The following is a 22,744-nucleotide window of genomic DNA, read 5'->3' as shown; positions in this document are numbered from 1 at the left end:
GCAACCGTTTCCCTTTGCGGTACGTCAAGTTGAGCGAAAGGGCAGCCGCGGACCCCGGGCCCGGGGACGTGTCTGTCCCGCCATTGGGATGAGCGGTTGTTCTGATGGCGTACAAATAGCACCGCCCTGTCGCCCCAACCTTTCGTACCCCCCTAGACTGAACCTCCAGCACAGGTGGCTCACCCGCTCGAAAGGCGCCCCCGTGTCCATCGGCAACTCCCCTGAAGACGAGCGTCCGTTCCCAGACGAGTCCCAGGAAGCCCGTGTCTCCGTGGGCCGCGCTCTCCAGCAGGCGCGGATCGCGGCCGGGCTCACCGTGGACGACGTCAGCAGTGCCACTCGGGTCCGTATCGCCATCGTGCACGCCATCGAGGCGGACGACTTCGCCCCCTGCGGCGGTGACGTGTACGCGCGCGGGCACATCCGCACGCTGGCCAAGGCCGTCCACCTGGATCCCACGCCGCTGATCGCCCAGTACGACGCCGACCACGGCGGCCGCCCCGCACCCACCCCTGCCGCACCTCTGTTCGAGGCGGAGCGGATCCGCCCCGAGCGGCGCGGGCCGAACTGGACCGCGGCCATGGTCGCCGCGATCGTCGTCGTGATCGGCTTCGTCGGTTTCACCGCGCTCAAGAGCGGCAGTGGCGCAAACGACTCCAAGACGCAGGTCGCCGAGGGCACCTCGCCGTCCACGACCAGGTCCGCCTCGCCCACTCCGACGAAGGACAAGCCCGCCGCGCCGAGCACCGAGCCCTCCGACAGCGCCATCGCCGCGGCCCCGCAGGACAAGGTGACCGTGCAGGTCAGCGCGCCGAACGGGCGCAGTTGGATCAACGCCAAGGACCACAACGGCAGGATGCTGTTCGACGGGCTGCTGAAGAAGGGCGAGTCCAAGACCTTCCAGGACAGCTCCAAGATCAACCTGATCCTCGGCGACGCCGGCGCGATCGAGCTGTACGTCAACGGCAAGAAGATCGACGACAAGTTCCAGCCGGGCGCCGTGGAGCGCCTCACCTACACGAAAGGCGACCCGGTGGCGGGCTGACCGGTCCCGCCGGATCGCAGATGTGACGGGGTTGGCCAAGATCGGCCAACCCCGTCGACGTGGGCTGTCAGTGAGACAAAGTAGTCTTGAGCCCATGCCTGAACGCCGTACCGTCGCACTCGTCACTCTCGGCTGCGCTCGTAACGAGGTGGACTCCGAGGAGCTCGCAGGCCGTTTGGAGGCGGACGGCTGGCAGCTCGTCGAGGACGCCGCGGACGCCGACGTCGCCGTGGTCAACACCTGTGGCTTCGTCGAAGCCGCGAAGAAGGACTCCGTCGACGCCCTCCTGGAGGCCAACGACCTCAAGGACCACGGAAGAACCCAGGCCGTCGTGGCGGTGGGCTGCATGGCCGAGCGGTACGGCAAGGAGCTGGCCGAGGCGCTGCCCGAGGCCGACGGCGTGCTCGGCTTCGACGACTACGCGGACATCTCCGACCGCCTCCAGACCATCCTGTCCGGCGGCATCCACGCTTCCCACACCCCGCGGGACCGCCGCAAGCTGCTGCCGATCAGCCCGGCCGAGCGGCAGGAATCGGCCGCCGCCGTCGCGCTGCCCGGCCATGCCCCGGCCGACCTCCCGGAGGGCCTCGCGCCCGCGTCCGGCCCGCGCGCGCCCCTGCGCCGCCGGCTGGACGGCTCCCCGGTCGCCTCGGTCAAGCTCGCTTCCGGCTGCGACCGCCGCTGCTCCTTCTGCGCCATCCCGTCCTTCCGCGGCTCCTTCATCTCACGCCGCCCGAGCGACGTGCTGAACGAGGCGCGCTGGCTGGGCGAGCAGGGCGTGAAGGAGATCATGCTGGTCTCCGAGAACAACACCTCCTACGGCAAGGACCTGGGCGACATCCGCCTGCTGGAGTCCCTGCTGCCGGAGCTGGCCGAGGTCGACGGCATCGAGCGGGTGCGGGTGAGCTACCTCCAGCCGGCCGAGATGCGCCCGGGGCTCATCGACGTCCTGACCTCGACCCCCAACGTCGTCCCGTACTTCGACCTGTCCTTCCAGCACTCCGCGCCGGACGTGCTGCGCGCGATGCGCCGCTTCGGCGACACCGACCGCTTCCTGGAGCTGCTCGACACGATCCGCTCCAAGGCCCCCGAGGCCGGCGTGCGCTCCAACTTCATCGTCGGCTTCCCCGGCGAGAGCGAGGCCGACCTGGCCGAGCTGGAGCGCTTCCTGACCGGCGCCCGCCTGGACGCCATCGGTGTCTTCGGCTACTCCGACGAGGAGGGCACGGAGGCGGCGACGTACGAGCACAAACTCGACGAGGACGTCGTCGCCGAGCGGCTCGCGCACATCTCCCGGCTGGCCGAGGAACTGGTCTCGCAGCGCGCCGAGGAGCGCGTCGGCGAAAGCGTGCGCGTCCTGGTCGAGTCCGTGGACGAGGAAGAGGGCGTCTACGGCCGCGCCGCGCACCAGGCGCCCGAGACCGACGGCCAGGTGCTGCTCACGAGCGGCGAGGGCCTGAGTGTCGGACGTATGGTCGAGGCGAAGGTGGTCGGTACGGAAGGTGTCGACCTGGTGGCCGAGCCGCTGGCCGGTTCGCTCGCGTGTAGTGAGGAGGCGGGCAGATGACCGGAGTCCCGGCATCCGCCGCGGGCGGCTCCTCCGGTGCGCAGGGCGCCCGGGGTCCCGCCGCCGCTGCCGACGGCGCACGGTCCGAGGTCTCCGGTTCTGCCCCAGGCCCCGACAGCGGCAGCGGCGGCAAGCCCGCGCGCGGCGGGAAGATCACGGCCGCGGCCGTCAACCAGGCGAGTGTCTGGAACGTCGCCAATCTGCTGACGATGCTCCGGCTGGTCCTGGTGCCGGGTTTCGTGGCGCTGATGCTGGCGGACGGCGGCTACGACCCGGCCTGGCGCTCGCTGGCCTGGGCGGCCTTCGCCATCGCCATGATCACCGACCTGTTCGACGGGCATCTGGCGCGCACCTACAACCTGGTCACCGACTTCGGAAAGATCGCCGACCCCATCGCCGACAAGGCGATCATGGGGGCGGCGCTCGTCTGTCTGTCGGCCCTGGGCGATCTGCCCTGGTGGGTCACCGCGGTGATCCTCGGCAGGGAACTCGGCATCACACTGCTGCGCTTTCTGGTCATTCGCTACGGCGTGATCCCCGCCAGCCGGGGCGGCAAGCTCAAGACGCTCACCCAGGGCGTCGCCGTCGGGATGTACGTCCTGGCACTGACGGGGTGGCTGGCGACTCTGAGGTTCTGGGTGATGGCCGTGGCGGTCGTCCTCACTGTCGTCACCGGTCTCGACTACGTAAGACAAGCCATTGTGCTGCGCCGCCAGGGAATCGCCGAGCGTGCGGCAGCGTTGGAGGATGAGGAATCGTGAGCTCCACGGCCACCGAACTGGTGCGACTACTGACGGTGAGGGGCGAGAGCCTCGCCGTCGCCGAGTCGCTCACCGGTGGTCTGGTGGCGGCGGAGATCACCGGAGTCCCCGGAGCCTCCAAGGTGTTCCGGGGTTCGGTCACCGCCTACGCCACGGAGCTGAAGCACGAGCTGCTCGGTGTCGACCCCGCCCTGCTGGCACGGCAGGGCGCGGTGGATCCGCAGGTCGCGGCGCAGATGGCGGCCGGAGTGCGCAAGGCTCTGGGTGCCGACTGGGGCATCGCGACCACCGGAGTCGCCGGGCCCGATCCGCAGGACGGCAAGCCCGTCGGGACGGTGTTCGTCGCGGCCGACGGGCCCGTCACCGGCCGTGCTGGTTCTGCCGGTGGCGGAAAAGTGGAGGCTCTGCGGTTGAACGGCAGCCGTGCGGAAATTCGTATGGAGAGTGTACGGAGCGTACTCGCACTGCTGCTTGAGCAGCTTGCGGGCGAACAGACCGGGAATGAGCGGGCACAGGATACGGAACGGAACGGGGGGTTTTGATGTTTGCAGCCCTGAGTGAACACGACATCGCTCCCCGCACGGCCGCAGCGCGAGGCGGTACGGTGGGGCGAGAAGGATGCGGCTACGCGGTCCGAGGAGGGAGCCACCGATGATTCTGCTCCGTCGCCTGCTGGGTGACGTGCTGCGTCGGCAGCGCCAACGCCAGGGCCGTACTCTGCGCGAAGTCTCCTCGTCCGCCCGAGTCTCACTCGGCTATCTCTCCGAGGTGGAGCGGGGGCAGAAGGAGGCTTCCTCCGAGCTGCTCTCCGCCATCTGCGACGCGCTGGACGTACGGATGTCGGAACTCATGCGAGAGGTGAGCGACGAGCTGGCGCTCGCCGAGCTGGCCCAGTCCGCCGCGGCCACCGAGCCCGTGCCCACGCCGGTCCGTCCGATGCTGGGTTCGGTGTCGGTGACCGGTGTGCCACCGGAACGGGTGACCATCAAGGCGCCCGCGGAGGCTGTGGACGTGGTCGCCGCGTGAGGTTCGCGCGCGTGGCCTAGCCGTCCGAAGACGAGTGAAGCCCCGGCCGGCTGCTCCAGGGAGACCTGGGGGAGCCGACCGGGGCTTCTGCCGTTCGTGTCCGGCCATGCGTCCATTTGCCCGATGTGTGCGGTGCGGTCATGGTGGGAGGGACGTGACCGCGCCGAAGCACCGGAGGAAGACGGATGTACGTCGTGAAGAGCCCGTTGGCCGACGCGGACCTGAAGACCGTGTCCGAGGCGCTCCAGGGTGCCCTCGTCGACCTGGTGGACCTGTCACTGGTCGCCAAGCAGATCCACTGGAACGTCGTCGGACCCCGCTTCCGGTCCATCCACCTCCAGCTCGACGAGGTCGTCGCCTCCGCGCGCACCCACTCCGACACGGTGGCGGAGCGGGCCTCGGCCCTCGGTGTCCCGCCCGACGGGCGCGCTGCCTCGGTCGCCTCGGGCAGCGGCATCGGCGCCACTCCGGCGGGCTGGATCAAGGACGGCGACGCGGTCAGGGCGATGGTGGACGCGCTCGGCGCGGTGATCACCCGGATGCGGGAGCGGGTGGCGGCGACGGGGGAGCCGGACCCCGTTTCCCAGGACATCTTCATCGGGGTCACCGCGGATCTGGAGAAGCATCACTGGATGTTCCAGGCGGAGAACGCGTAAGCGGCCGGCCGGGGTTCGGCGTTCCGCGCCGTGTGGTTGCCCTGTGCCGGGCGTGCCGCCTGGGGTGCTGCATCCATGAGCCCTCAGTGCGCCTCCCGCGCCGGGCGGGCGGCGGTCTAGCGTCGCGCAGGAGGTGGTGGCGGCCATGGTGGCGCGGACAGTGCGCTGGGCGCTCGGGCTGGGACTCACGGCCGTGTGGTGGTGGGCCGGGCTGCGGCTCGTGCTGGGGCAGGGCTCGGGTGTGCTGGAAGGGGCCGTCGTGGTCGGCGGGTGGGGGCTGAGCGTACTGCCCGTGCACTGTGTGCCCGAGGGGCAGGCGGCCGGAGCGGTGCGGACGGGACGCTGGGCGGCGGCCTGGCGGGCCGGAGAGGTCACCAGGGCATCGCCACACCCCCGTTCGGGCGAAGTATCTGACCCGTCGTGAACGCCGAGGCGTCCGACGCCAGATAGAGCACCGCGTGCGCCACGTCGTCCGGCTCGCCGACCCGGCCGAGGGGCGCCAACCGGGCCATCGTGCCCTCGGTGTGCGCCTGTGCCTCCCGGTCGTGGCGTTCGGTCATGGGGGTGCGGATCCAGCCCGGTGCGACCGCGTTGACCCGGATGCCGTGCCGGCCGACCTCGGTGGCGAGGGTCTTGGTCAGCTGGACCACGGCGGCCTTGGCGGCGCCGTAGCAGAGCAGCCCCGGACCGCCCGTGTCGACCGCGCCTGACGCCATCGTGACGATGCTGCCCCGGACGTCCTGGGCGAGCATCAGGCGGGCGGCCTCCTGGCATGCGTACAGCACGCCCTTGAAGTTGACGTTCAGGACCCGGTCGAGGTCCTCGTCGCGGGTCTCCAGCACGGGGCTGCTGTGCATGATCCCGGCGATCGCGGCCATCACGTCCAGGCGTCCGCAGGACCGTACGGCCTCGGCGAGCCGGGCCCGGTCGGTCACGTCCAGGACATGCACGACGGCCGTGCCGCCACGGTCCTTGACCAGCGTGGCCGTGCCCTGCAGTCCGTCCGGGTCCCGGTCGGCACAGTGCACCGTCGCGCCCGCCTCGGCGAGCAGAACGGCGGAGGCCCGGCCGATGCCGCCGGCGGCTCCGGTGACGAACGCGGTCCGTCCGGTGAGGTCGTACGCCGTGAGGGCCATGAAGCGACCGTACGAGCGTTTCTGACGGATCGTCAATTAGCTGGCGGGGATCGGCCGGTGACCGGATGAGTGAGGCGGGGCGCGGGTGTGGCGTCAGCCGGGGTGGTGGGGGCCGCGGGCCGGGCGGCGTTGCGGCGGGCCGGGGGAGGGCGCGGGGCCCGTCTGGCAGGTGGGGCACCAGTAGGTGGGGCGGGCCCGGGAGCCGTCGCCCTGGTCGGCCTCGCGGACGGGGGTGCGGCAGCGCAGGCAGGGGCGGGGTGCGCGGCCGTAGACGAACAGGTCGTGGCGGTGCAGGCCCGTGGTCTGGCGGACCGGGCGGTCGCGGTTCGCCTCCAGCAGCCTCCTGGCGAGCGGCGGCAGCTTCTGCGCGCGGTCCGCGGGCAGGGCGCCTACGGGCAGCCAGGGGGTCACCCCGAGCAGGAAGCACAGCTCGCTCTTGTAGATGTTGCCGATACCGGCCAGGTTGCGCTGGTCGAGCAGGGCCTCGCCGAGCGGACGGGCGGGGTCGGCGAGGAGGTTGGCGAGGGCGCGCTCGGGGTCCCAGTCCGGACCGAGCAGGTCGGGGCCGAGATGGCCGACCACCCGCTCCTCCTCCCGTGTGCGCAGCAGCTCCAGGACCTGGAGGCGGTAGCCCACGGCCGTGCGGTCGGCGGTGCCGAGGACCACGCGGATCTGGTGTGCCGGACCGCCCCGCCAGCGCTCGCCCGTGCCGTACACCTTCCAGGCCCCCTCCATCCGCAGATGGGTGTGCAGGGTCAGGCCGCCCTCGAAGCGGGTGAGCAGGTGTTTGCCGCGCGGGAGCGTGCCGAGCACCGTGCGGCCGGTGAGGTCGACCGTCGCGTACCTCGGCACCCGGAAGTCGCTGACGGTCAGTGCCTTGCCCGCGAGGGCCTCGTGCAGCCGCCGCGCGGCCTGCCAGACCGTGTCACCTTCGGGCATGCGTCCAGGGTGCCACGGTGCGGTACGGCGGGGGCACGGCCGCTGTCACGCTCTCAGCCGCAGGCCGCGCGGCGTCGCCACGAAGCCCGCTCCTTCCAGCAGGGTGCCGGTCGGCGAGGTCAGGGCCGGGGCGCCGTTGATCCGCTCGACGGTGACCGTGCCCAGCGAGCCCGCGCGGGCCGCCGCGGCCAGGGCCTCGGCCGCCGTACGCAGGCGGGGGTCCTCGGGCGCCGGGGTGTCCGGGGTGGCGGGCCAGGCGAGCAGGGTCTTTCCGCCGCGCTCCATGTACAGCGTCAGCTCGCCCTCCACGAGGACGACCAGCGAGCCCGCCTTGCGGCCCGGCTTGTGCCCGGCCCCGGTCGGCGACTCCGGCCAGGCGAGGGCGGCGCCGTAGGCGTTGGCGGGGTCGGCCGCGGCGAGGACCACGGCCCGTGGGTCGGGTGCCGACGAGCCCGTACGACCGCCGCCGTGGAGCCGGTTCGCCGGTGAGCCGTAGGCCGTGGTGCCGCCTCGGGGGCCGCCGTAGCCGGGGGAGGCGAAGGGGTCGGCCAGGTCGCGAGGGGAGACGTACTCGCCGGGGGCGGGCGGGGGGTCCGTCGGCGGCCACGCGAAGTCGCCGTCGAGGCCGGGGTGGGCGAATCCGCCGTCCGAGCCGCCGAAGGCATCGGAGAGGGTGTGGTCGTGGGGCGCGACGTCGCCCGCGCCGAGACCGTCCGGGAAGCCCGGGAAGCCGTTCCGGAACGAGCCGTTCTGGAGGGAGCCGCTCCGGTGGGCCGGGGAGGGCAGGCCCTCGCTCCGGTCGCGGGCGTTCGCCACCGCGCGGAGGCGGTCCACCGCGCCGTCCATGGCGAACTGGGCGGCGCCCAGGCCCTCGACCACGTAACCGCGGCGTGCCTGGCCGCTCTCCTCGAAGGCGGACAGCACCCGGTACACCGCCGAGAAGCCGCCCTCGACACCCTCCGCCGCGACCGCCCCGCGCGTGACCACGCCGTGTCGGTCCAGCAGGGTGCGGGCCAGTGCGTGGGCGCGCACGGTGGCGTCCGGCTCCCCCGTGGGCAGCAGCGACCAGCGGCCGGCGACGGTCGGCGGGCCCGAGCGGGAGGCGGGACGGGCGGCGGCCGTCAGGGAGCCGTAACGCCCCCGCGGGACCGACCGTTTGGCGCGGTGCGCGGTCGAACCCGCCGTACGGCCCGAGCCCAGCAGGGAGCGCATCGGGGCGAGGGTGTCGTTGGTGAGCCGTCCGGACCAGGCCAGGTCCCAGAGCACGTCGGCCAGCTGGGGGTCGGTGACGTCGGGATGGGTGGTGACCCGCACCTGGTCGGCGATCTGGCGGAAGAACATGCCGTAACCGCCGGAGAGCGCGTCCTGGACGGACTGGTGGAGCGCGGTCAGCTCCAGGGGGTGCGGCGGCGGGAGGAGCAGGGGGGCTGCGTCGGCCAGATAGAGGGAGACCCAGCCGTCCTTGCCGGGCAGGGCGCCCGCACCGGCCCACACCACCTCACCGGCGGCGGTCAGTTCGTCGAGCATCGCGGGCGTGTAGTTCGCCACGCGGGAGGGCAGGACCAGCTTCTCCAGCGCGGAGGCGGGCACGGACGCGCCCTGCAACTGCTCGACGGCGCGCACCAGTCCGTCGATCCCGCGCACCCCGTGGCCCTTGCCGATGTGCTGCCACTGCGGCAGGAACTGCGCGAGCGCGGCGGGGGGCACGGGCTCCAACTCGTGCCGCAGCGCCGCCAGGGAGCGGCGGCGCAGACGGCGCAGTACGGCCGCGTCGCACCACTCCTGGCCGATGCCTGCCGGGTGGAACTCGCCCTGCACGACCCGGCCGCCCGCCCCGAGCCGGTGCAGGGCGCCCTCGGTCACCGCGACGCCCAGCCCGAAGCGGGCCGCCACCGTGGCCGACGTGAACGGGCCGTGCGTACGGGCGTAGCGGGCGAGGAGGTCGCCGAGCGGGTCCTTGACCGGCTCGGTGAAGGCTTCGGGCACACCGACCGGCAGCGCCGTGCCGAGCGCGTCCCGCAGCCGGCCCGCGTCCTCGATCGCCGCCCATTGGTCGGCGCCGGCGATCCGGACCTTGATGGCCCGGCGGGCCCCGGCCAGCTCCCGCACCCAGTTCGGATCCGCGCCGCGCGCGACCAGCTCGGCGTCGGTCAGCGGGCCGAGCAGCCGCAGCACGTCGGCCACGCCCTCCACGTCCTTGGCCCGGCGGTCCTCGGTGAGCCACTGGAGCTCGCGCTCCAGCTCGGTCAGTACCTCGGCGTCGAGCAGCTCGCGCAGCTCGGCCTGGCCCAGCAGCTCGGCCAGCAGCCGGGAGTCCAGGGACAGCGCGGCGGCCCGGCGCTCGGCGAGCGGGGAGTCGCCCTCGTAGAGGAACTGGGCGACGTACCCGAAGAGGAGGGAGCGGGCGAACGGGGACGGCTCCGGCGTGGTGACCTCGACGAGACGGACCTTGCGGGACTCGATGTCGCCCATCAGCTCGACGAGCCCGGGGACGTCGAAGACGTCCTGGAGGCATTCGCGGACCGCTTCCAGGACGATCGGGAACGAGCCGAACTCGCTCGCCACCTGGAGCAGTTGGGCCGCGCGCTGGCGCTGCTGCCACAGCGGGGTGCGCTTGCCGGGGTTGCGGCGCGGCAGCAGCAACGCGCGCGCGGCGCACTCACGGAACCGGGAGGCGAACAGGGCGGAGCCGCCGACCTGGTCGGTGACGACCTGGTCGACCTCGCCCTTGTCGAAGGCGACGTCCGCCGCGCCGACGGGCGCCTGCTCGCTGTCGTACTCCGTGCCGGTCTTCACGGGTGCCTGGTCGAGCAGGTCCAGGCCCATCAGATCGGCGTCGGGCAGACGCAGCACGATGCCGTCGTCGGCATGCATGACCTGGGCGTCCATGCCGTACCGCTCGGACAGGCGGGCACCGAGGGCGAGGGCCCAGGGGGCGTGGACCTGGGCGCCGAAGGGGGAGTGGACGACGACCCGCCAGTCGCCCAGCTCGTCGCGGAAGCGCTCCACGACGATCGTGCGGTCGTCCGGGACATGGCCGCAGGCCTCGCGCTGCTCGTCCAGGTACGACAGCACGTTGTCCGCCGCCCAGGCGTCCAGCCCCGCCGCCAGCAGGCGCGGCCGCGCGTCGTCCTTGGGCAGCGAGCCGACCTCGCGCAGGAACGCGCCCACCGCGCGGCCCAGTTCGAGCGGACGGCCCAGCTGGTCGCCCTTCCAGAAGGGGAGGCGGCCGGGCACACCGGGAGCGGGGGAGACCAGGACGCGGTCGCGCGTGATGTCCTCGATGCGCCAGGAGCTGGTGCCCAGGGTGAAGACGTCGCCGACCCGGGACTCGTACACCATCTCCTCGTCCAGCTCGCCGACCCGGCCGCCGCCCTTCTTGGGGTCGGAGCCGGCGAGGAAGACTCCGAACAGACCCCGGTCGGGGATCGTGCCGCCGGAGGTGACGGCGAGGCGCTGGGCGCCCGGGCGGCCGGTGATCTCGCCGGTCACGCGGTCCCACACGACGCGCGGGCGCAGCTCCGCGAACGCGTCCGACGGATAGCGGCCCGCGAGCATGTCGAGGACCGCCGTGAACGCCGACTCGGGCAGCGACGCGAACGGGGCCGCGCGGCGGACCGTGGCGAGCAGGTCGTCGAACTGCCAGGTGTCCAGGGCCGTCATGGCGACCACTTGCTGGGCGAGCACGTCCAGCGGGTTCGCGGGCACCCTCAGGGACTCGATCGAGCCCGTGCGCATCCGCTCGGTGACCACGGCCGCCTGGACGAGGTCTCCGCGGTACTTGGGGAAGACGACACCGGTGGAGACGGCACCCACCTGGTGTCCCGCGCGGCCGACGCGCTGGAGCCCGGAGGCGACCGAGGGCGGGGACTCGACCTGGACGACGAGGTCGACGGCGCCCATGTCGATGCCGAGCTCCAGGCTGGACGTGGCGACCACCGCGGGCAGCCGGCCCGCCTTGAGGTCCTCCTCGACCAGGGCGCGCTGCTCCTTGGAGACCGAGCCGTGGTGCGCGCGGGCGATCACCGGGGGAGCGCCCTGGGCCGCGCCCGAGCCGCCCATCAGCTGCGCGGGGGCGTGATGCTCCGCCAGGGGCTCGCCGGTCACGCGCTCGTACGCGATCTCGTTGAGCCGGTTGCACAGGCGCTCCGCGAGGCGCCGGGAGTTCGCGAAGACGATCGTGGAGCGGTGCGACTGGACCAGGTCGGCGATCCGCTCCTCCACCTGCGGCCAGATCGACGGCCGCTCGCCGCCCTCGGCCGCGTCGGCCGCCGGGGAGCCGCCCAGCTCGCCCATGTCCTCCACCGGAACGACCACCGACAGGTCGAACTCCTTGCCCGACTCGGGCTGGACGATCTCCACCTTGCGGCGCGGCGAGAGGTAGCGGGCCACCTCGTCGACCGGGCGGACCGTCGCCGACAGGCCGATCCGGCGCGCCGGCTTCGGCAGCAGTTCGTCCAGCCGCTCCAGGGAGAGCGCGAGATGGGCGCCGCGCTTGGTGCCCGCGACCGCGTGCACCTCGTCCAGGATCACCGTCTCCACGCCCGTCAGCGCGTCACGCGTGGCCGAGGTCAGCATCAGGAACAGCGACTCGGGAGTGGTGATCAGGATGTCCGGCGGACGTGAGGACAGCGCGCGGCGCTCGGCGGCAGGGGTGTCGCCGGAGCGGATGCCCACCCTGACCTCGGGCTCGGGCAGGCCCAGGCGCACGGACTCCTGGCGGATGCCGGTCAGCGGGCTGCGAAGATTGCGCTCGACGTCGACCGCGAGGGCCTTCAGCGGTGACACGTACAGCACCCGGCAGGCCTTCTTCGGGTCGGCCGGGGGCGGGGACGAGGCCAGCTGGTCCAGGGCGGCGAGGAACGCGGCCAGCGTCTTGCCGGAGCCGGTCGGGGCCACCACCAGCACGTCCGAGCCCGCACCGATGGCCTGCCACGCACCCGCCTGGGCCGCGGTGGGCGCGGAGAACGCCCCCGTGAACCAGCCGCGGGTCGCGGGTGAGAAGCCGTCGAGGGCTCGGTGTGCGGAGCTGACCATGCGTCCATCCTGCACCCGGCCACTGACAATCGCTCTGACCTGGGAAAACGCCGTGCGTCGGGTGCGGACGGAGCCGGTCGCGGGCGGTGAGGCGGAGAATGGAGACGTGGCGGGCGCGACCGGGCGGGGCGAGGAACGAACGGGTGGCCGGACGCACGGGCACCGGCCGGTGGAGCGTGCGCGGCACTGGCGGTACGACGACCTGCCGGGCGTGGACCTGCTGCGGGCCCGATACGTCCGCAAGACCTTCGTCCGGCACACCCACGAGCACTTCGTGATCGCCGCGATAGCCGACGGCGTCGAGATCTTCCACCACCACGGCTCCGACGTGTCCGCGGGCGCCGGAGCCCTCGCCCTGGTCAACCCGGACACCGCGCACACCGGCCGCGCCGGCGTTCCCGAGGGCTGGCGGTACGGCGCGGTCTACCCCTCGCCCGAGACGGTCGCCGCGATCGCGGCCGAGACGACCACGCTCCGCGGCACCCCGGGCTTCGTCAGCCCCGTTCTCGACGACCCCTACGCCGTGCGCCTGGTCCATCAGGTGCTGCGCGCCGCCGAGGAGGGCAACGCGCTCGCAGCCGACACCCTGCTGCGGGTTGCCGTGACGAGGCTGCTGCGGCTGAACGGCGGACCGTTGCCGCAGCGCCCGGTCCGCACGGCCGGAGCCGGCATCGCGGCACGCGCGCGTGCCGTGCTGGACGAGCGGATGACCGCGCCGCCGACCCTGGAGCGGCTCGCCACCGACCTCGGCACCAGCCCGTTCGCGCTGCTGCGGGCGTTCCGTGATGCCTACGGGATGCCGCCGCACGCCTGGCTGACCGACGCGCGGGTGCGCCGCGCGCGGCTCCTGCTGGATGCGGGGGCGCCGCCCGCCGAGGTGGCCGTCGCCGTCGGATTCACCGATCAGCCCCACCTCAACCGGCACTTCGCGCGCATCGTCGGCGTGCCCCCGGGGGCGTACCAGCGAGAGCGCAGACCGGCGAGCGGGCGCAAGAACGTACAAGACCCGCACGGAAGGACGCCCGTACCGTCCGGCGCGTGGCACAGCAGACAGCACACGGGGACATGGCCGCCGACGGCACCGGCGACGACGACACGGGCACCGGCGACGACGACACGGGCACCGGCACCGACGCCGTGGTGAAGCCCGACCGGGCCGTCGTACGGGACGCCCTCGGAGTCGGTGTCGCCGTGGGCCTGTCCGGATTCGCCTTCGGGGTGACGTCGGCGGGCAGCGGGCTCGGGCTGCTCCAGACCTGCGCGCTCAGCCTCCTGGTGTTCACCGGAGCCTCCCAGTTCGCCCTGGTCGGGGCGCTCGCCGCCGGAGGAGGTCCGTTCACGGCGGCCGCCGGCGCCTTCTTCCTCGGCGTGCGCAACGCCTTCTACGGGCTGCGGCTGTCGCAGTTGCTGGCCCTCCCGCGCGCGGTACGGCCGTTCGCCGCCCAGTGGGTGATCGACGAGACCACGGCGGTCACCCTGTCCCAGCCGGACCGGCGCGCCCGGCGGATCGGCTTCACCGTCACCGGGCTCTCGCTGTACGTGCTCTGGAACCTGACCACGCTGCTCGGCGCGCTCGGTGCCGAAGCCATCGGCGACACGCGCGCGTGGGGCCTGGACGCGGCAGGGCCCGCCGTGTTCCTCGCCCTGCTCGCGCCGATGCTGAAGACGACCACCGAGCGTGCGGTGGCGGGCCTCGCGCTCCTGCTGGGCCTGGGCCTGCTGCCCGTCCTGCCGACCGGCGTGCCGGTCCTGGTGGCGGCGCTGGCGGCACCGATCGCCCTCCTCACGGGATCGAGGGAGGACCGGTGAACACCTGGATCGCGATCGGGTTGACCGCCATCGGCTGTTACGCCGTCAAGCTCGCCGGGCTGCTGGTGCCGGCCGGGGCCATGGAACGGCCGTTCGTACGGCCGCTCGCCGCCCTGCTGCCCGTCGCCCTGCTGGCCGCGCTCACGGCCCAGCAGACATTCGCCGACGGGCACGCGCTCGTGCTGGACGCCCGGGCGGAGGGGCTCGGCGCGGCCGCCGTGGCGCTGGTGCTGCGTGCGCCGTTCCTGGTGGTCGTCATGGCGGCCGTCGTGGTGACGGCGGGCGTACGGGCCCTCGGAGGGTGACGCGAGGACGCCGCCGGCCCAGGGCGGCTCAGCCCACGAAGCGGCCGTACGACCTCAGCGTGCGCAGCGCCGCGATCGTCACCAGGGAGCGTGTCTCCAGGGCGGGGGCCGGGGCCCACCGGCGCCGGCGGACGAGCCAGCCGCCGTCGTCCTGCTGCTCGGCCGCCAGGTGGTCCAGGGAGCGGGACATCTCGTCGTCCGTGAACCACGCGCGCGCGAGCGAGTCCGGGCCGCGCGCGAAGTCGTGCGGGAAGTGATGCTCGGCGGGCGCGTAGCCGGGCGCGACCGGATACGCGTCGAGCCGGTCCGGGTCCAGTGCCGCGAGACGCTGCTCGCGCACCATGCGGCCCAGCCGGTCGGCGGCGGCCTCGGCGCGCGAGCGGTCGGGAGCGGAGTCCAGGAAGAGCACGGCCGCCTCCACCTCGTAGGGGTGGGACTTCTCCAGGGACTCCACGGCCTGCCAGCAGAAGTCGGTCGCCCGGAACAGCCAGGCGTGCCACACCTCGTTGCGGTGCAGCAGCCCGACCACCGGCCCGGTGGCGAGCAGATCGCTGGGCGGGTCGTCGACGACCGGCACGAACGGGGCCGCCGGGTAGCCGTGCTGGCTGGGATGGATCGCCGGCAGCGCGCCGTCCGCCGTGGAGACGGCGGTGAGATAGCGGCACACGCGTTCCACCCGCTGTCCGCCGCAGCGCCCGATGGCGTCCAGGACGTGCAGCGCGTGCGCGGTGTGCAGAGGCTGGCTCACGGGTCCGCGCAGATCGGGCTCCAGCGCGTGCCCGTACCCGCCGTCCTCGTTGCGGTAGGCGTCGAGTGCCGTCTCCACCGCGTCCGCGGCGCCGTGCAGGAAGTGGTGGGCGAAGAGGCGCTGCTCCAGCACGCGCGCGGTGAGCCACACGAACTGTTCGGCGCGGAAGAGCGGGGAGCGCGCCTGGGGCGTGGAGGGGAGTGGGGAAGCTCCGATGTCGGCCATGCGTCAGACCGTAGGACGGAAAGCGGTCTCGGCAAGCGGTCACGGCCGGGGCCCACCCTCAGGGGCGGGATACTGGAGTCATGCGGTTGACGACCTTCTGGCAGCGGATGGCGGAACATTTCGGTCCGGGGTACGCCGACACCTTCGCGCGTGATCACGTCATGTCGGAGCTGGGCGGGCGCACGGTGAACGAGGCGCTGGACGCCGGCTGGGCGGCGAAGGACGTGTGGCGCGTGGTCTGCACGGTCATGGACGTGCCGGGCGAACGCCACTGACGTCCTGCCCCGACACACTGCCGCCTTCCGACCGATGTGCCAATAGGTCGTGAAGGTGGCTGCGGTACGGCACTGGTCGGTCACGAAATCGCAGGTGGGCGCTGGTTGTCGGTGGCCTCGGCGACACTTGGCTCGTGGCACCCACCGACGAGAACCTCGTGGCACCCGCCGACGAGGCCACCGAGCCGCTGACCCGGCACGCGGCACCCACCGGTACGACAGCGCCCGACCGGCCCCGCTCCCGGACGCCGCCGTTCCGGGCGGCCGCATGCCGCGCTGCTCAAGGCACTGAGTGTGCCGTACGCGCCCGTGCTCGGTGTCTGGGTCGGGCTGGTGTCGCAGTTCATCCCCACCATCGGGACGTACCTCGCGGGCGCGCTGCCGATGCTGATCGCCTTCACCGTCGCCCCACTGGTATGCGGTGTGGGTGCTGGCCTTCGTCGTGGTGAAGCGGTACGCCGTCACGGACGATCCCCGGGTGCACGGGCATCGCGGCCGCAGCCCGGGCGGACCCGGGATACGCGCGCGTACGCCGGCTGAGGGCCGGGGAGCCCGAGGCCGCCGAGGAGTCGTAGACCGCGTCCGCCGAGCCATTCCCGTAGGGACGGACCTCAGTACGTCAGTACCGCCCACACACCCGCACCGGCGACGGCCACCACGTAACAGCCGACCGCCGCGGCCACGATGCGCCGGCGCGTCCGCCCGCTCCAGGACGAACTCCGGGGCGAGCGGGACAGCAGCCGGGACAGCAGCGGCAGCACGAGGACCGCGTGCAGGCTGACGGCGTGCAGGGGCTTGAGCGGGGCCGTCGAGTGATAGGCGGCCTGCTGGTGGCCGGTCCGGGTCAGCACGACCCCGCGTGCGATCATCGCCGCGCCCGAGGCCAGCCCCACCAGCAGGATCGCGAATCCGGAGCGCACCGCCAGCGGCATGCCGGCGGGCCCCGTCGGCCGCTGCCGGAACGACGCGACGGCGAAGAGCGTGAGCACGACGACCAGGACACCGCCGCCCACCGCGAGCGTCATGGACACGGCCGTGTCGAAGGGGGTCTCCATGTTCAGATGCGAGGGCACCCGGCGCCACGCCTGCACGGTGATCCCGCCGACCTCCACCACGCAGTCGGCGGCGAACACGACCAGCAGGACCGCGCGCAGCCGGTCCGCGACGCGCAGATACGACGTGACCCAGGTGATCGCGATCAGCGTCAGCCCGAAGGAGAGCCCGAACGTGAAGGGCTTGCGCCAGGAGACCGGGCCGTACCAGGGGCCGCCGTCCACCGCGAACACCACCAGGTGCACGAGACCGGACAGGACGAGCAACAGCCCCGTCGCATGACAGAGGCGGTCGACGGATCGGCCGGCGGATCGGTTGACGGGTAGGCCGACGGATCGCTCGACGAGACGGGCGGTGACGCGGCCGGCGGCGCGCGGAGTCCTCATGCGCCAAGGCTCCCGGCGGCCGCCCGCGAGGTCGTCGTCCGGCCGAAGGCACCCGCCGTACGCCACGGGGAGTATCGCCGGGAACAGCGGCATCCGGCGCCCGGAAGGCAGCGGTCAGGGGGACACCGTGGCGGCGGGCGGGGTCCAGCGCCTGGTGCGGGGGACCGCGTCGGTGACGCCGTAGTCCTTCTTGAGGTGCTCGGGGATGGCGTAGTGCATCACGCGCCCGCGCGTGAGGGAGGACAGTTCGAGGACCGTCGTCAGATGGCCGAGCCGGTCCAGGGCCCAGGCGCCGAGCGGGGAGCGGTCCTCGATGGTCTCCAGCACCCCGAGGAGGTGCGGGACGGCCTTCACCAGCGTGTCCCAGCGGGTGCGGGGCACCTGGAGCCAGTCGGCGCAGGTGTCGCCGACCAGATGGCGGACGAGGGCGGAGACGATCGGGTCGAAGAGAGTGCCGGGCACGACCTCCTCGTAGAGGTCGATGAGCTGCCGCGTCAGCTCCGCGCCCTCCGCCGAGGGGCCCATGTGACGGATCATGTACAGGTCGAGGAAGCTCCGTGCCTCCTGAAGGGTCTTCGGCACGGCCTCCTGGTCGACACCGAGCATGGCGCCGACCACCCGCCAGGCGTAGTAGTAGGCCTCCGCTCCCTCCGTGGTCATGTGGATGCCCAGCCGGTGCAGGCTGTCGAGGACGAGCAGCGAGAAGAACATCTGCCCGCCGATCATGTCCTCCTGGCAGATCGGCGTGCCCAGGGCCGCCGTGTCCCAGCGGTTCTCGCGCTTGAGGTGGTGCCGGATGGACGCGTGCAGCAGCCGGACCTTCTGGGCGGCCGGGATGAAGCGGCTGCCCGCCTCGAAGGCGTCCGGCCGCATCAGATAGACCGTGAACTGGCCGGTCTCCGCCATCCGCTTGGAGGGGTACTTCAGCGAGTGCGTGGCCGACAGCAGCCGCGCCACGTGCGGGACGACGTAACAGGCGGGCATGGAGGCGAAGGACAACGCCGTGGAGATGTGCACGTTGTTGTCGATGAAGAACAGCCGCGCCTTCTCCATCTCGCCCCAGTCCACCCACGACGGCGGCACGCTCGTCGCCCGGAGGTACTCGCGGGCCACGTCGGGCAGGCCGTCCGGCAGCGGAGCGCCGGCGGTGGAGACGTACCGCATCAGCGAGTTGAAGGTGCCGACCTCCCCGCGCGCGAAGAGGGTGGCGACGGTGGCGTCGGCGAGTTCGTCGCCGGCCTCCCGCAGGGCGTCCATCGATGCCTCGGTGACGGTCATGGCAGGGGGCTCCTTGTCCGGGAAGTCATGGGCGTGCGGCGAGTTGTGGGCATACGGGACGTCAGGGCCCGGGCCGTGGGCGGTCGCAGCCGTACGGGCGGGGAGGGCGGGGCAGACGGTCAGTACGGGCGGACCGTCGCCGCATGCGCCAGTTCGGCCAGGGCGTCGGCGGCGCGCGCGGACACGTCCAGGTCGTGGAGGGCGTCGAGTGCCTCCGCCACGCGCGCGGAGATCATGTTCTCGACCCGGTCCGGTGCCCCGAGCCGGCGCATCACCTCCCGTACGGCGTCCAGGCCGGCCCGGTCCGGCTCGCCCTGGCCCAGCAGGACCCGAAGCCGCTCGCGCTCGTCCGCGCCGGCGATGCGCCAGGTCTCCGCCAGCAGTGCGGTGGGGCGATGGCCGCGTACGTCGTCGGTGTCGGCCTTCCCGGTGCGCTCCGGGTCCCCGAACAGGCCCAGCAGGTCGTCGCGCAGCTGGAAGGCCTCGCCGAGCGGCAGCCCGTACGCCGAGTAGCCCGCCCGCAGCCGTTCCCCGGCCCCGGCCAGGGTGCCGCCGATCAGCAGGGGCTGCTCGACGGTGTACTTGGCGGTCTTGTACCGGATCACCTTCAGCGACGCCGTGGTGTCCGGGACGGCCCCGGTGTGCAGGATCTCCAGGCACTCACCCGCGATCAGCTCACGGGCCAGCAGCGACCACAGCGGGCGGGCGCGGCCCAGATAGGCGGCGGGCAGCCCGCACGTGGCGAACAGCTGCCCGGCCAGCGACATCAGCAGATCCCCGACCAGCATCGCCAGCGACCGCGCGGCGGCGCCGGGGCGCGGATGCCCGGTCACGGCACCGCGCAGGGCCAGGTGGGCGGTGGGCCGGCCGTGCCGCAGGGGGCTGTCGTCGATCAGGTCGTCGTGCACGACCGCGGCGGCGTGCACCAGTTCCATGGAGGCCGCGGCCCGCACCAGTGCGTCACTGTCCGGCTGGCCGGCCGCACGCCAGCCCCAGTAGCAGAACGCCGCCCGCAGCCGCTTGCCGTCCGCGACCGCCGACTCCAGCTGGCCGGCCACCGGTCCGAGGGCCGGATCGACCTCGGTCAGCAGATCGGCCTCCTGGGCGACGAACGTGTGCAGCACCTGGTCGACGCGGGCCCGGAACCCGGCCGCGTTCCACCGCTCAGCCGCCATCGGCACCCCGGTGTACGCGCGCGTGCCGGGCGAGGATCTCCAAATGGGCCGGGGGTACGGTCGCGTAGCGGTCCAGCGCCAGCCGGCCGCGGGCCACCAGGTCCTGCTCGGCCGCCGATGCCAGCTCCGCGGTGTCCGAGCGGCGCAGCAGCCCCCGTACGGTCGTCACGGCCGAGCCCAGCGCGCTCACCGCCAGGTCCGCCACCCCCGCCACCAGCAGTACGGCCTGTTCGTCCAGACCGCCGCGGCGCCCCGCTCCCTCTGTCATGCCTCTCCCGCCAGTACGCCCGGTCTCCCGCCGGTGCCTCCGGGCGATGCCGGTCACGCATCGCCGTCACGTGAGCATGACGGCCCCGGACAGGCGGAGGTGGTGGATTCGACGCCGGGTGCACCAATGGGTGACCGGTTCGGCAGGCCGTACGGTTCCGGTCCGCGTCCGCCCGCCGTCGCGCTCGTCGCCGCCGGTATGGCCACGCCCGCCTACGCCGACGGCGACAGCGGCTTCGGCGCCGGCGTCGACGCCGCGAACAACGTGCTCGACCAGGCCGGCCGACCAGACTGGGCAGCAGCCGGGGCTCGCGGCACCGTCTCGTCCTGGGCGCGGCGCAGGGCCGCGGGATCCGGGGCGGGCCGACGGACGGCGTGGCGGCGGTCGCCGTGGGCCCACAGAGCCGGGCCTGTCCGGGCGGATACGGAGACGGGGGCTCGCCGAGACACTGCGGGACGGGCGCGACCAGGCGCGGGGAGGGGCGAGCAGACAGGCGTGCCCGTTGCGCAGCAGCGCGTCCGCGACCTGTGCCGCTCGTGCCCGCTCGTGCCGCCCGGGGGGCAGCAGGACGGCGGGAGCGTGTCACCGAGTCGCCGGAGCTGGCCGCCCCACCCCCGCGCACCGCGTCCCCCGAGGTCCGCTTCCTCCAGGAGCGCCGGTCGCACTCGGCCGTACCTGCGGGGTGCGCTTGACACGAAAATCGAACATCCATTCTTATGGAAGCTCAGGCAAGGCTCTAGGTGGTGGATTTCGACACGTTTTGCGGGGAGATGTCCCCCGGTTATCCACAGGCTGGGCCTGCGTCGGGGCGCATTGTCAGTGGCAGGCGTTAGCGTCTTTGACGTGAAGCGATCGACTCAAGCAAACCGGGTGGAACCCATGGCAGGAACCGACCGCGAGAAGGCGCTCGACGCCGCGCTCGCACAGATTGAACGGCAATTCGGCAAGGGCGCAGTCATGCGCATGGGCGAGCGGTCGAAGGAGCCCATCGAGGTCATCTCGACCGGATCGACCGCGCTCGACGTCGCCCTCGGCGTCGGTGGCCTGCCGCGCGGCCGTGTCGTGGAGATCTACGGACCGGAGTCCTCCGGTAAGACGACCCTGACCCTGCACGCCGTGGCCAACGCCCAGAAGGCCGGCGGCCAGGTCGCGTTCGTGGACGCGGAGCACGCCCTCGACCCCGAGTACGCGCGCAAGCTCGGCGTCGACATCGACAACCTGATCCTCTCCCAGCCGGACAACGGCGAGCAGGCCCTGGAGATCGTGGACATGCTGGTCCGCTCCGGTGCCCTCGACCTCATCGTCATCGACTCCGTCGCCGCGCTCGTCCCGCGCGCGGAGATCGAGGGCGAGATGGGCGACAGCCACGTCGGTCTCCAGGCCCGGCTGATGAGCCAGGCGCTGCGGAAGATCACCAGCGCGCTCAACCAGTCCAAGACCACCGCGATCTTCATCAACCAGCTCCGCGAGAAGATCGGCGTGATGTTCGGCTCCCCGGAGACCACGACCGGTGGCCGCGCGCTGAAGTTCTACGCCTCGGTGCGTATCGACATCCGCCGCATCGAGACCCTGAAGGACGGCACCGAGGCGGTCGGCAACCGCACCCGCTGCAAGGTCGTCAAGAACAAGGTCGCGCCGCCCTTCAAGCAGGCCGAGTTCGACATCCTCTACGGCCAGGGCATCAGCCGCGAGGGCGGTCTGATCGACATGGGCGTGGAGCACGGCTTCGTCCGCAAGGCCGGCGCCTGGTACACGTACGAGGGCGACCAGCTCGGCCAGGGCAAGGAGAACGCGCGCAACTTCCTGAAGGACAACCCCGACCTGGCCAACGAGATCGAGAAGAAGATCAAGGAGAAGCTGGGCGTGGGGGTCCGGCCGGAGGAGCCCGCCGCCGAGCCCGGCGCGGACGCGGCGGTCACCGCCGCGGCCGACGACGACGCCAAGACGGCGCCCGCCGCCAAGGCCGCCAAGCCCAAGGCTGCCGCAGCCAAGAGCTGACCCGTGACACGACGAACCGACTGGGCCGAGTACGAGTACGCCACCCCCGGTGCCCCACGGGGGAGGGGCACCGGGGGCTGCCCGGACTCCGCCCCGGACGGTGACGACGGACACCGGGCCGGCGGGTACGGCGGGCGCGGAGGCTACGGCGCGAACGGAGAGTTCAGCGGGTACGGCGAGTCCGACGCCTCCGGCGAGCGCCGCGGCAGCGGTGGGTACGAGGGCGACGGCGGAGCCCGCCGGGGCGGCAAGGGCGGCCGGAGCCGGCGGCGGCGCGGCTTCGGGGACGCGCCCGGGGAGGACGAAGGCACCCCTTCCTCGTCGAGGGCCGAGCGGGGGGAGTCTTCAGGGGACCCGGCTGAGCGGGCACGGGCGATCTGCCTGCGCCTGCTCACCGGGACCCCGCGCACCCGCAAGCAACTCGCCGACGCCCTGCGCAAGCGGGAGATCCCCGAGGACGTGGCCGAGGAGGTGCTGTCGCGGTTCGAGGAGGTCGGACTGATCGACGACGGCGCGTTCGCGGACGCCTGGGTGGAGTCCCGGCACCACGGCCGCGGGCTCGCCCGCCGGGCACTCGCCCGGGAGCTGCGCACCAAGGGAGTGGACTCGGCGCTGATCGACGAGGCCGTCGGTCAGTTGGACACCGAGCAGGAGGAGGCGACCGCCCGCGAGCTGGTCGACCGCAAACTGCGTGCCACCCGCGGCCTCGACCGCGACAAGCGGCTCCGCCGCCTCGCCGGCATGCTCGCCCGCAAGGGCTACCCCGAGGGCATGGCCCTCCGCGTCGTCCGCCAGGCCCTGGAAGAAGAGGGCGAGGACACCGAGTTCCTGGGGGACGCGGACATCTGAGGCCCCCCGGGGCGGGGTTCTCTCGGCCGGCCGGCCCGACGGTGGCAGCGCACGCCGGGACGGCTCGTGGGTCTCCCGCGGTGGGGTTAGCCCCCGTTGAAGACGCGGGTTCGCCGCAGTGCTGTGCCGGGCCCGTCCGGGCGAGTCTGGAGGCACGCTGCGGGCCACGGCACGGACACACCGGCCGGAGGGCCCGGACGCGTACGAC

The 22,744-nt window shown here is 73.0% G+C and carries 20 protein-coding genes and 1 pseudogene; 13 read left to right on the top strand and 8 right to left on the bottom strand.

Annotation, left to right across the window (positions count from 1 at the left end):
• Window positions 1–202 precede the first annotated feature (202 nt).
• The 6 genes from ACFC8N_RS06850 (at window position 203) to ACFC8N_RS06825 (ending at window position 5,055) form a co-directional block, all read left to right on the top strand.
• Window positions 203–1,045: a RodZ domain-containing protein gene (locus ACFC8N_RS06850; RefSeq protein WP_356033562.1), complete on the top strand. Its 843-nt coding sequence runs from the start codon at window positions 203–205 to the stop codon at window positions 1,043–1,045.
• Window positions 1,046–1,139: 94 nt separating this feature from the next.
• Window positions 1,140–2,612 (top strand): 30S ribosomal protein S12 methylthiotransferase RimO, encoded by a 1,473-nt coding sequence (rimO, locus tag ACFC8N_RS06845; RefSeq protein WP_376287075.1) that lies wholly within the window; start codon window positions 1,140–1,142, stop codon window positions 2,610–2,612.
• Window positions 2,609–3,373, top strand: coding sequence for a CDP-diacylglycerol--glycerol-3-phosphate 3-phosphatidyltransferase (gene pgsA / locus ACFC8N_RS06840; protein ID WP_356033567.1), 765 nt, complete (start codon window positions 2,609–2,611; stop codon window positions 3,371–3,373). The genes rimO and pgsA overlap by 4 nt, the downstream gene beginning before the upstream one ends.
• Window positions 3,370–3,915, top strand: coding sequence for a CinA family protein (locus tag ACFC8N_RS06835; protein WP_356033570.1), 546 nt, complete (start codon window positions 3,370–3,372; stop codon window positions 3,913–3,915). Before pgsA ends, ACFC8N_RS06835 begins: the two co-directional genes overlap by 4 nt.
• A 109-nt stretch (window positions 3,916–4,024) precedes the next feature.
• Entirely contained in the window at window positions 4,025–4,399 is a 375-nt protein-coding gene (locus tag ACFC8N_RS06830; protein ID WP_030178264.1) for a helix-turn-helix domain-containing protein, read from the top strand.
• 185 nt (window positions 4,400–4,584) lie between these two features.
• Window positions 4,585–5,055, top strand: a complete 471-nt coding sequence (locus ACFC8N_RS06825) for a Dps family protein (RefSeq protein ID WP_071383380.1) — start codon at window positions 4,585–4,587, stop codon at window positions 5,053–5,055.
• A 371-nt stretch (window positions 5,056–5,426) separates the two neighbouring features.
• Here the strand turns inward: ACFC8N_RS06825 and ACFC8N_RS06820 are convergent, their stop codons facing one another.
• From ACFC8N_RS06820 to ACFC8N_RS06810, 3 genes are all read right to left on the bottom strand, one after another.
• Entirely contained in the window at window positions 5,427–6,191 is a 765-nt protein-coding gene (locus ACFC8N_RS06820) for an SDR family NAD(P)-dependent oxidoreductase (RefSeq protein ID WP_356033577.1), read from the bottom strand.
• 93 nt (window positions 6,192–6,284) lie between these two features.
• Window positions 6,285–7,130: a DNA-formamidopyrimidine glycosylase family protein gene (locus ACFC8N_RS06815; protein WP_362822890.1), complete on the bottom strand. Its 846-nt coding sequence runs from the start codon at window positions 7,128–7,130 to the stop codon at window positions 6,285–6,287.
• Between the two features lie 45 nt (window positions 7,131–7,175).
• Window positions 7,176–12,167: an ATP-dependent helicase gene (locus ACFC8N_RS06810; protein WP_376287070.1), complete on the bottom strand. Its 4,992-nt coding sequence runs from the start codon at window positions 12,165–12,167 to the stop codon at window positions 7,176–7,178.
• A gap of 169 nt (window positions 12,168–12,336) precedes the next feature.
• Here ACFC8N_RS06810 and ACFC8N_RS06805 point away from each other — a divergent pair, with 169 nt between their 5' ends.
• Genes ACFC8N_RS06805 through ACFC8N_RS06795 form a run of 3 tightly spaced genes read left to right on the top strand, consistent with a single transcriptional unit; the run spans window position 12,337 to window position 14,281 of the window.
• On the top strand, window positions 12,337–13,311 hold the full coding sequence (locus ACFC8N_RS06805; RefSeq protein WP_376287125.1) for an AraC family transcriptional regulator: 975 nt from the start codon (window positions 12,337–12,339) through the stop codon (window positions 13,309–13,311).
• The gene (locus ACFC8N_RS06800; protein WP_376287067.1) at window positions 13,206–13,976 is read left to right on the top strand and encodes an AzlC family ABC transporter permease; all 771 of its coding nucleotides are present in this window, start codon (window positions 13,206–13,208) and stop codon (window positions 13,974–13,976) included. Before ACFC8N_RS06805 ends, ACFC8N_RS06800 begins: the two co-directional genes overlap by 106 nt.
• Window positions 13,973–14,281 carry an AzlD domain-containing protein gene (locus ACFC8N_RS06795; protein ID WP_376287064.1) on the top strand — a complete coding sequence of 103 codons (309 nt, stop codon included), beginning with the start codon at window positions 13,973–13,975 and terminating at the stop codon, window positions 14,279–14,281. Before ACFC8N_RS06800 ends, ACFC8N_RS06795 begins: the two co-directional genes overlap by 4 nt.
• A 28-nt stretch (window positions 14,282–14,309) precedes the next feature.
• Here the strand turns inward: ACFC8N_RS06795 and ACFC8N_RS06790 are convergent, their stop codons facing one another.
• Window positions 14,310–15,254 (bottom strand): hypothetical protein, encoded by a 945-nt coding sequence (locus ACFC8N_RS06790; protein ID WP_362822893.1) that lies wholly within the window; start codon window positions 15,252–15,254, stop codon window positions 14,310–14,312.
• Between the two features lie 80 nt (window positions 15,255–15,334).
• Between ACFC8N_RS06790 and ACFC8N_RS06785 the strand changes: the two genes are divergently transcribed.
• Both ACFC8N_RS06785 and ACFC8N_RS06780 read left to right on the top strand, forming a co-directional pair.
• Complete coding sequence (locus ACFC8N_RS06785; RefSeq protein ID WP_356033591.1) at window positions 15,335–15,529, top strand: DUF3046 domain-containing protein; 195 nt, start codon at window positions 15,335–15,337, stop codon at window positions 15,527–15,529.
• A 255-nt stretch (window positions 15,530–15,784) separates the two neighbouring features.
• Window positions 15,785–16,085 (top strand): annotated as a pseudogene (locus ACFC8N_RS06780) (AI-2E family transporter); the annotation flags it as partial.
• Window positions 16,086–16,140: 55 nt separating this feature from the next.
• On the opposite strand, the gene ACFC8N_RS06775 reads toward ACFC8N_RS06780, so the two are convergent.
• From ACFC8N_RS06775 to ACFC8N_RS06760, 4 genes are all read right to left on the bottom strand, one after another.
• Window positions 16,141–16,968, bottom strand: coding sequence for a hypothetical protein (locus ACFC8N_RS06775; protein ID WP_356033594.1), 828 nt, complete (start codon window positions 16,966–16,968; stop codon window positions 16,141–16,143).
• 114 nt (window positions 16,969–17,082) lie between these two features.
• Window positions 17,083–18,246: an oxygenase MpaB family protein gene (locus tag ACFC8N_RS06770; RefSeq protein ID WP_362822895.1), complete on the bottom strand. Its 1,164-nt coding sequence runs from the start codon at window positions 18,244–18,246 to the stop codon at window positions 17,083–17,085.
• Between the two features lie 119 nt (window positions 18,247–18,365).
• Window positions 18,366–19,421 carry a polyprenyl synthetase family protein gene (locus ACFC8N_RS06765; RefSeq protein WP_376287059.1) on the bottom strand — a complete coding sequence of 352 codons (1,056 nt, stop codon included), beginning with the start codon at window positions 19,419–19,421 and terminating at the stop codon, window positions 18,366–18,368.
• Window positions 19,411–19,689: a polyprenyl synthetase gene (locus ACFC8N_RS06760; RefSeq protein ID WP_356033602.1), complete on the bottom strand. Its 279-nt coding sequence runs from the start codon at window positions 19,687–19,689 to the stop codon at window positions 19,411–19,413. The genes ACFC8N_RS06765 and ACFC8N_RS06760 overlap by 11 nt, the downstream gene beginning before the upstream one ends.
• 879 nt (window positions 19,690–20,568) lie before the next feature.
• Here ACFC8N_RS06760 and recA point away from each other — a divergent pair.
• Window positions 20,569–21,687 carry a recombinase RecA gene (gene recA, locus ACFC8N_RS06755; protein ID WP_071381803.1) on the top strand — a complete coding sequence of 373 codons (1,119 nt, stop codon included), beginning with the start codon at window positions 20,569–20,571 and terminating at the stop codon, window positions 21,685–21,687.
• A gap of 3 nt (window positions 21,688–21,690) precedes the next feature.
• A complete protein-coding gene (gene recX / locus ACFC8N_RS06750) occupies window positions 21,691–22,536 on the top strand; it encodes a recombination regulator RecX (protein WP_376287056.1) in 846 nt (281 codons plus the stop codon).
• Window positions 22,537–22,744 lie beyond the last annotated feature (208 nt).

The sequence above is a fragment of the Streptomyces sp. NPDC055966 genome (assembly GCF_042269865.1).
Lineage (GTDB): Bacteria > Actinomycetota > Actinomycetes > Streptomycetales > Streptomycetaceae > Streptomyces.
Note: the sequence above shows the minus strand (reverse complement) of the source record. Positions and strands in the feature narration are given on the sequence as shown.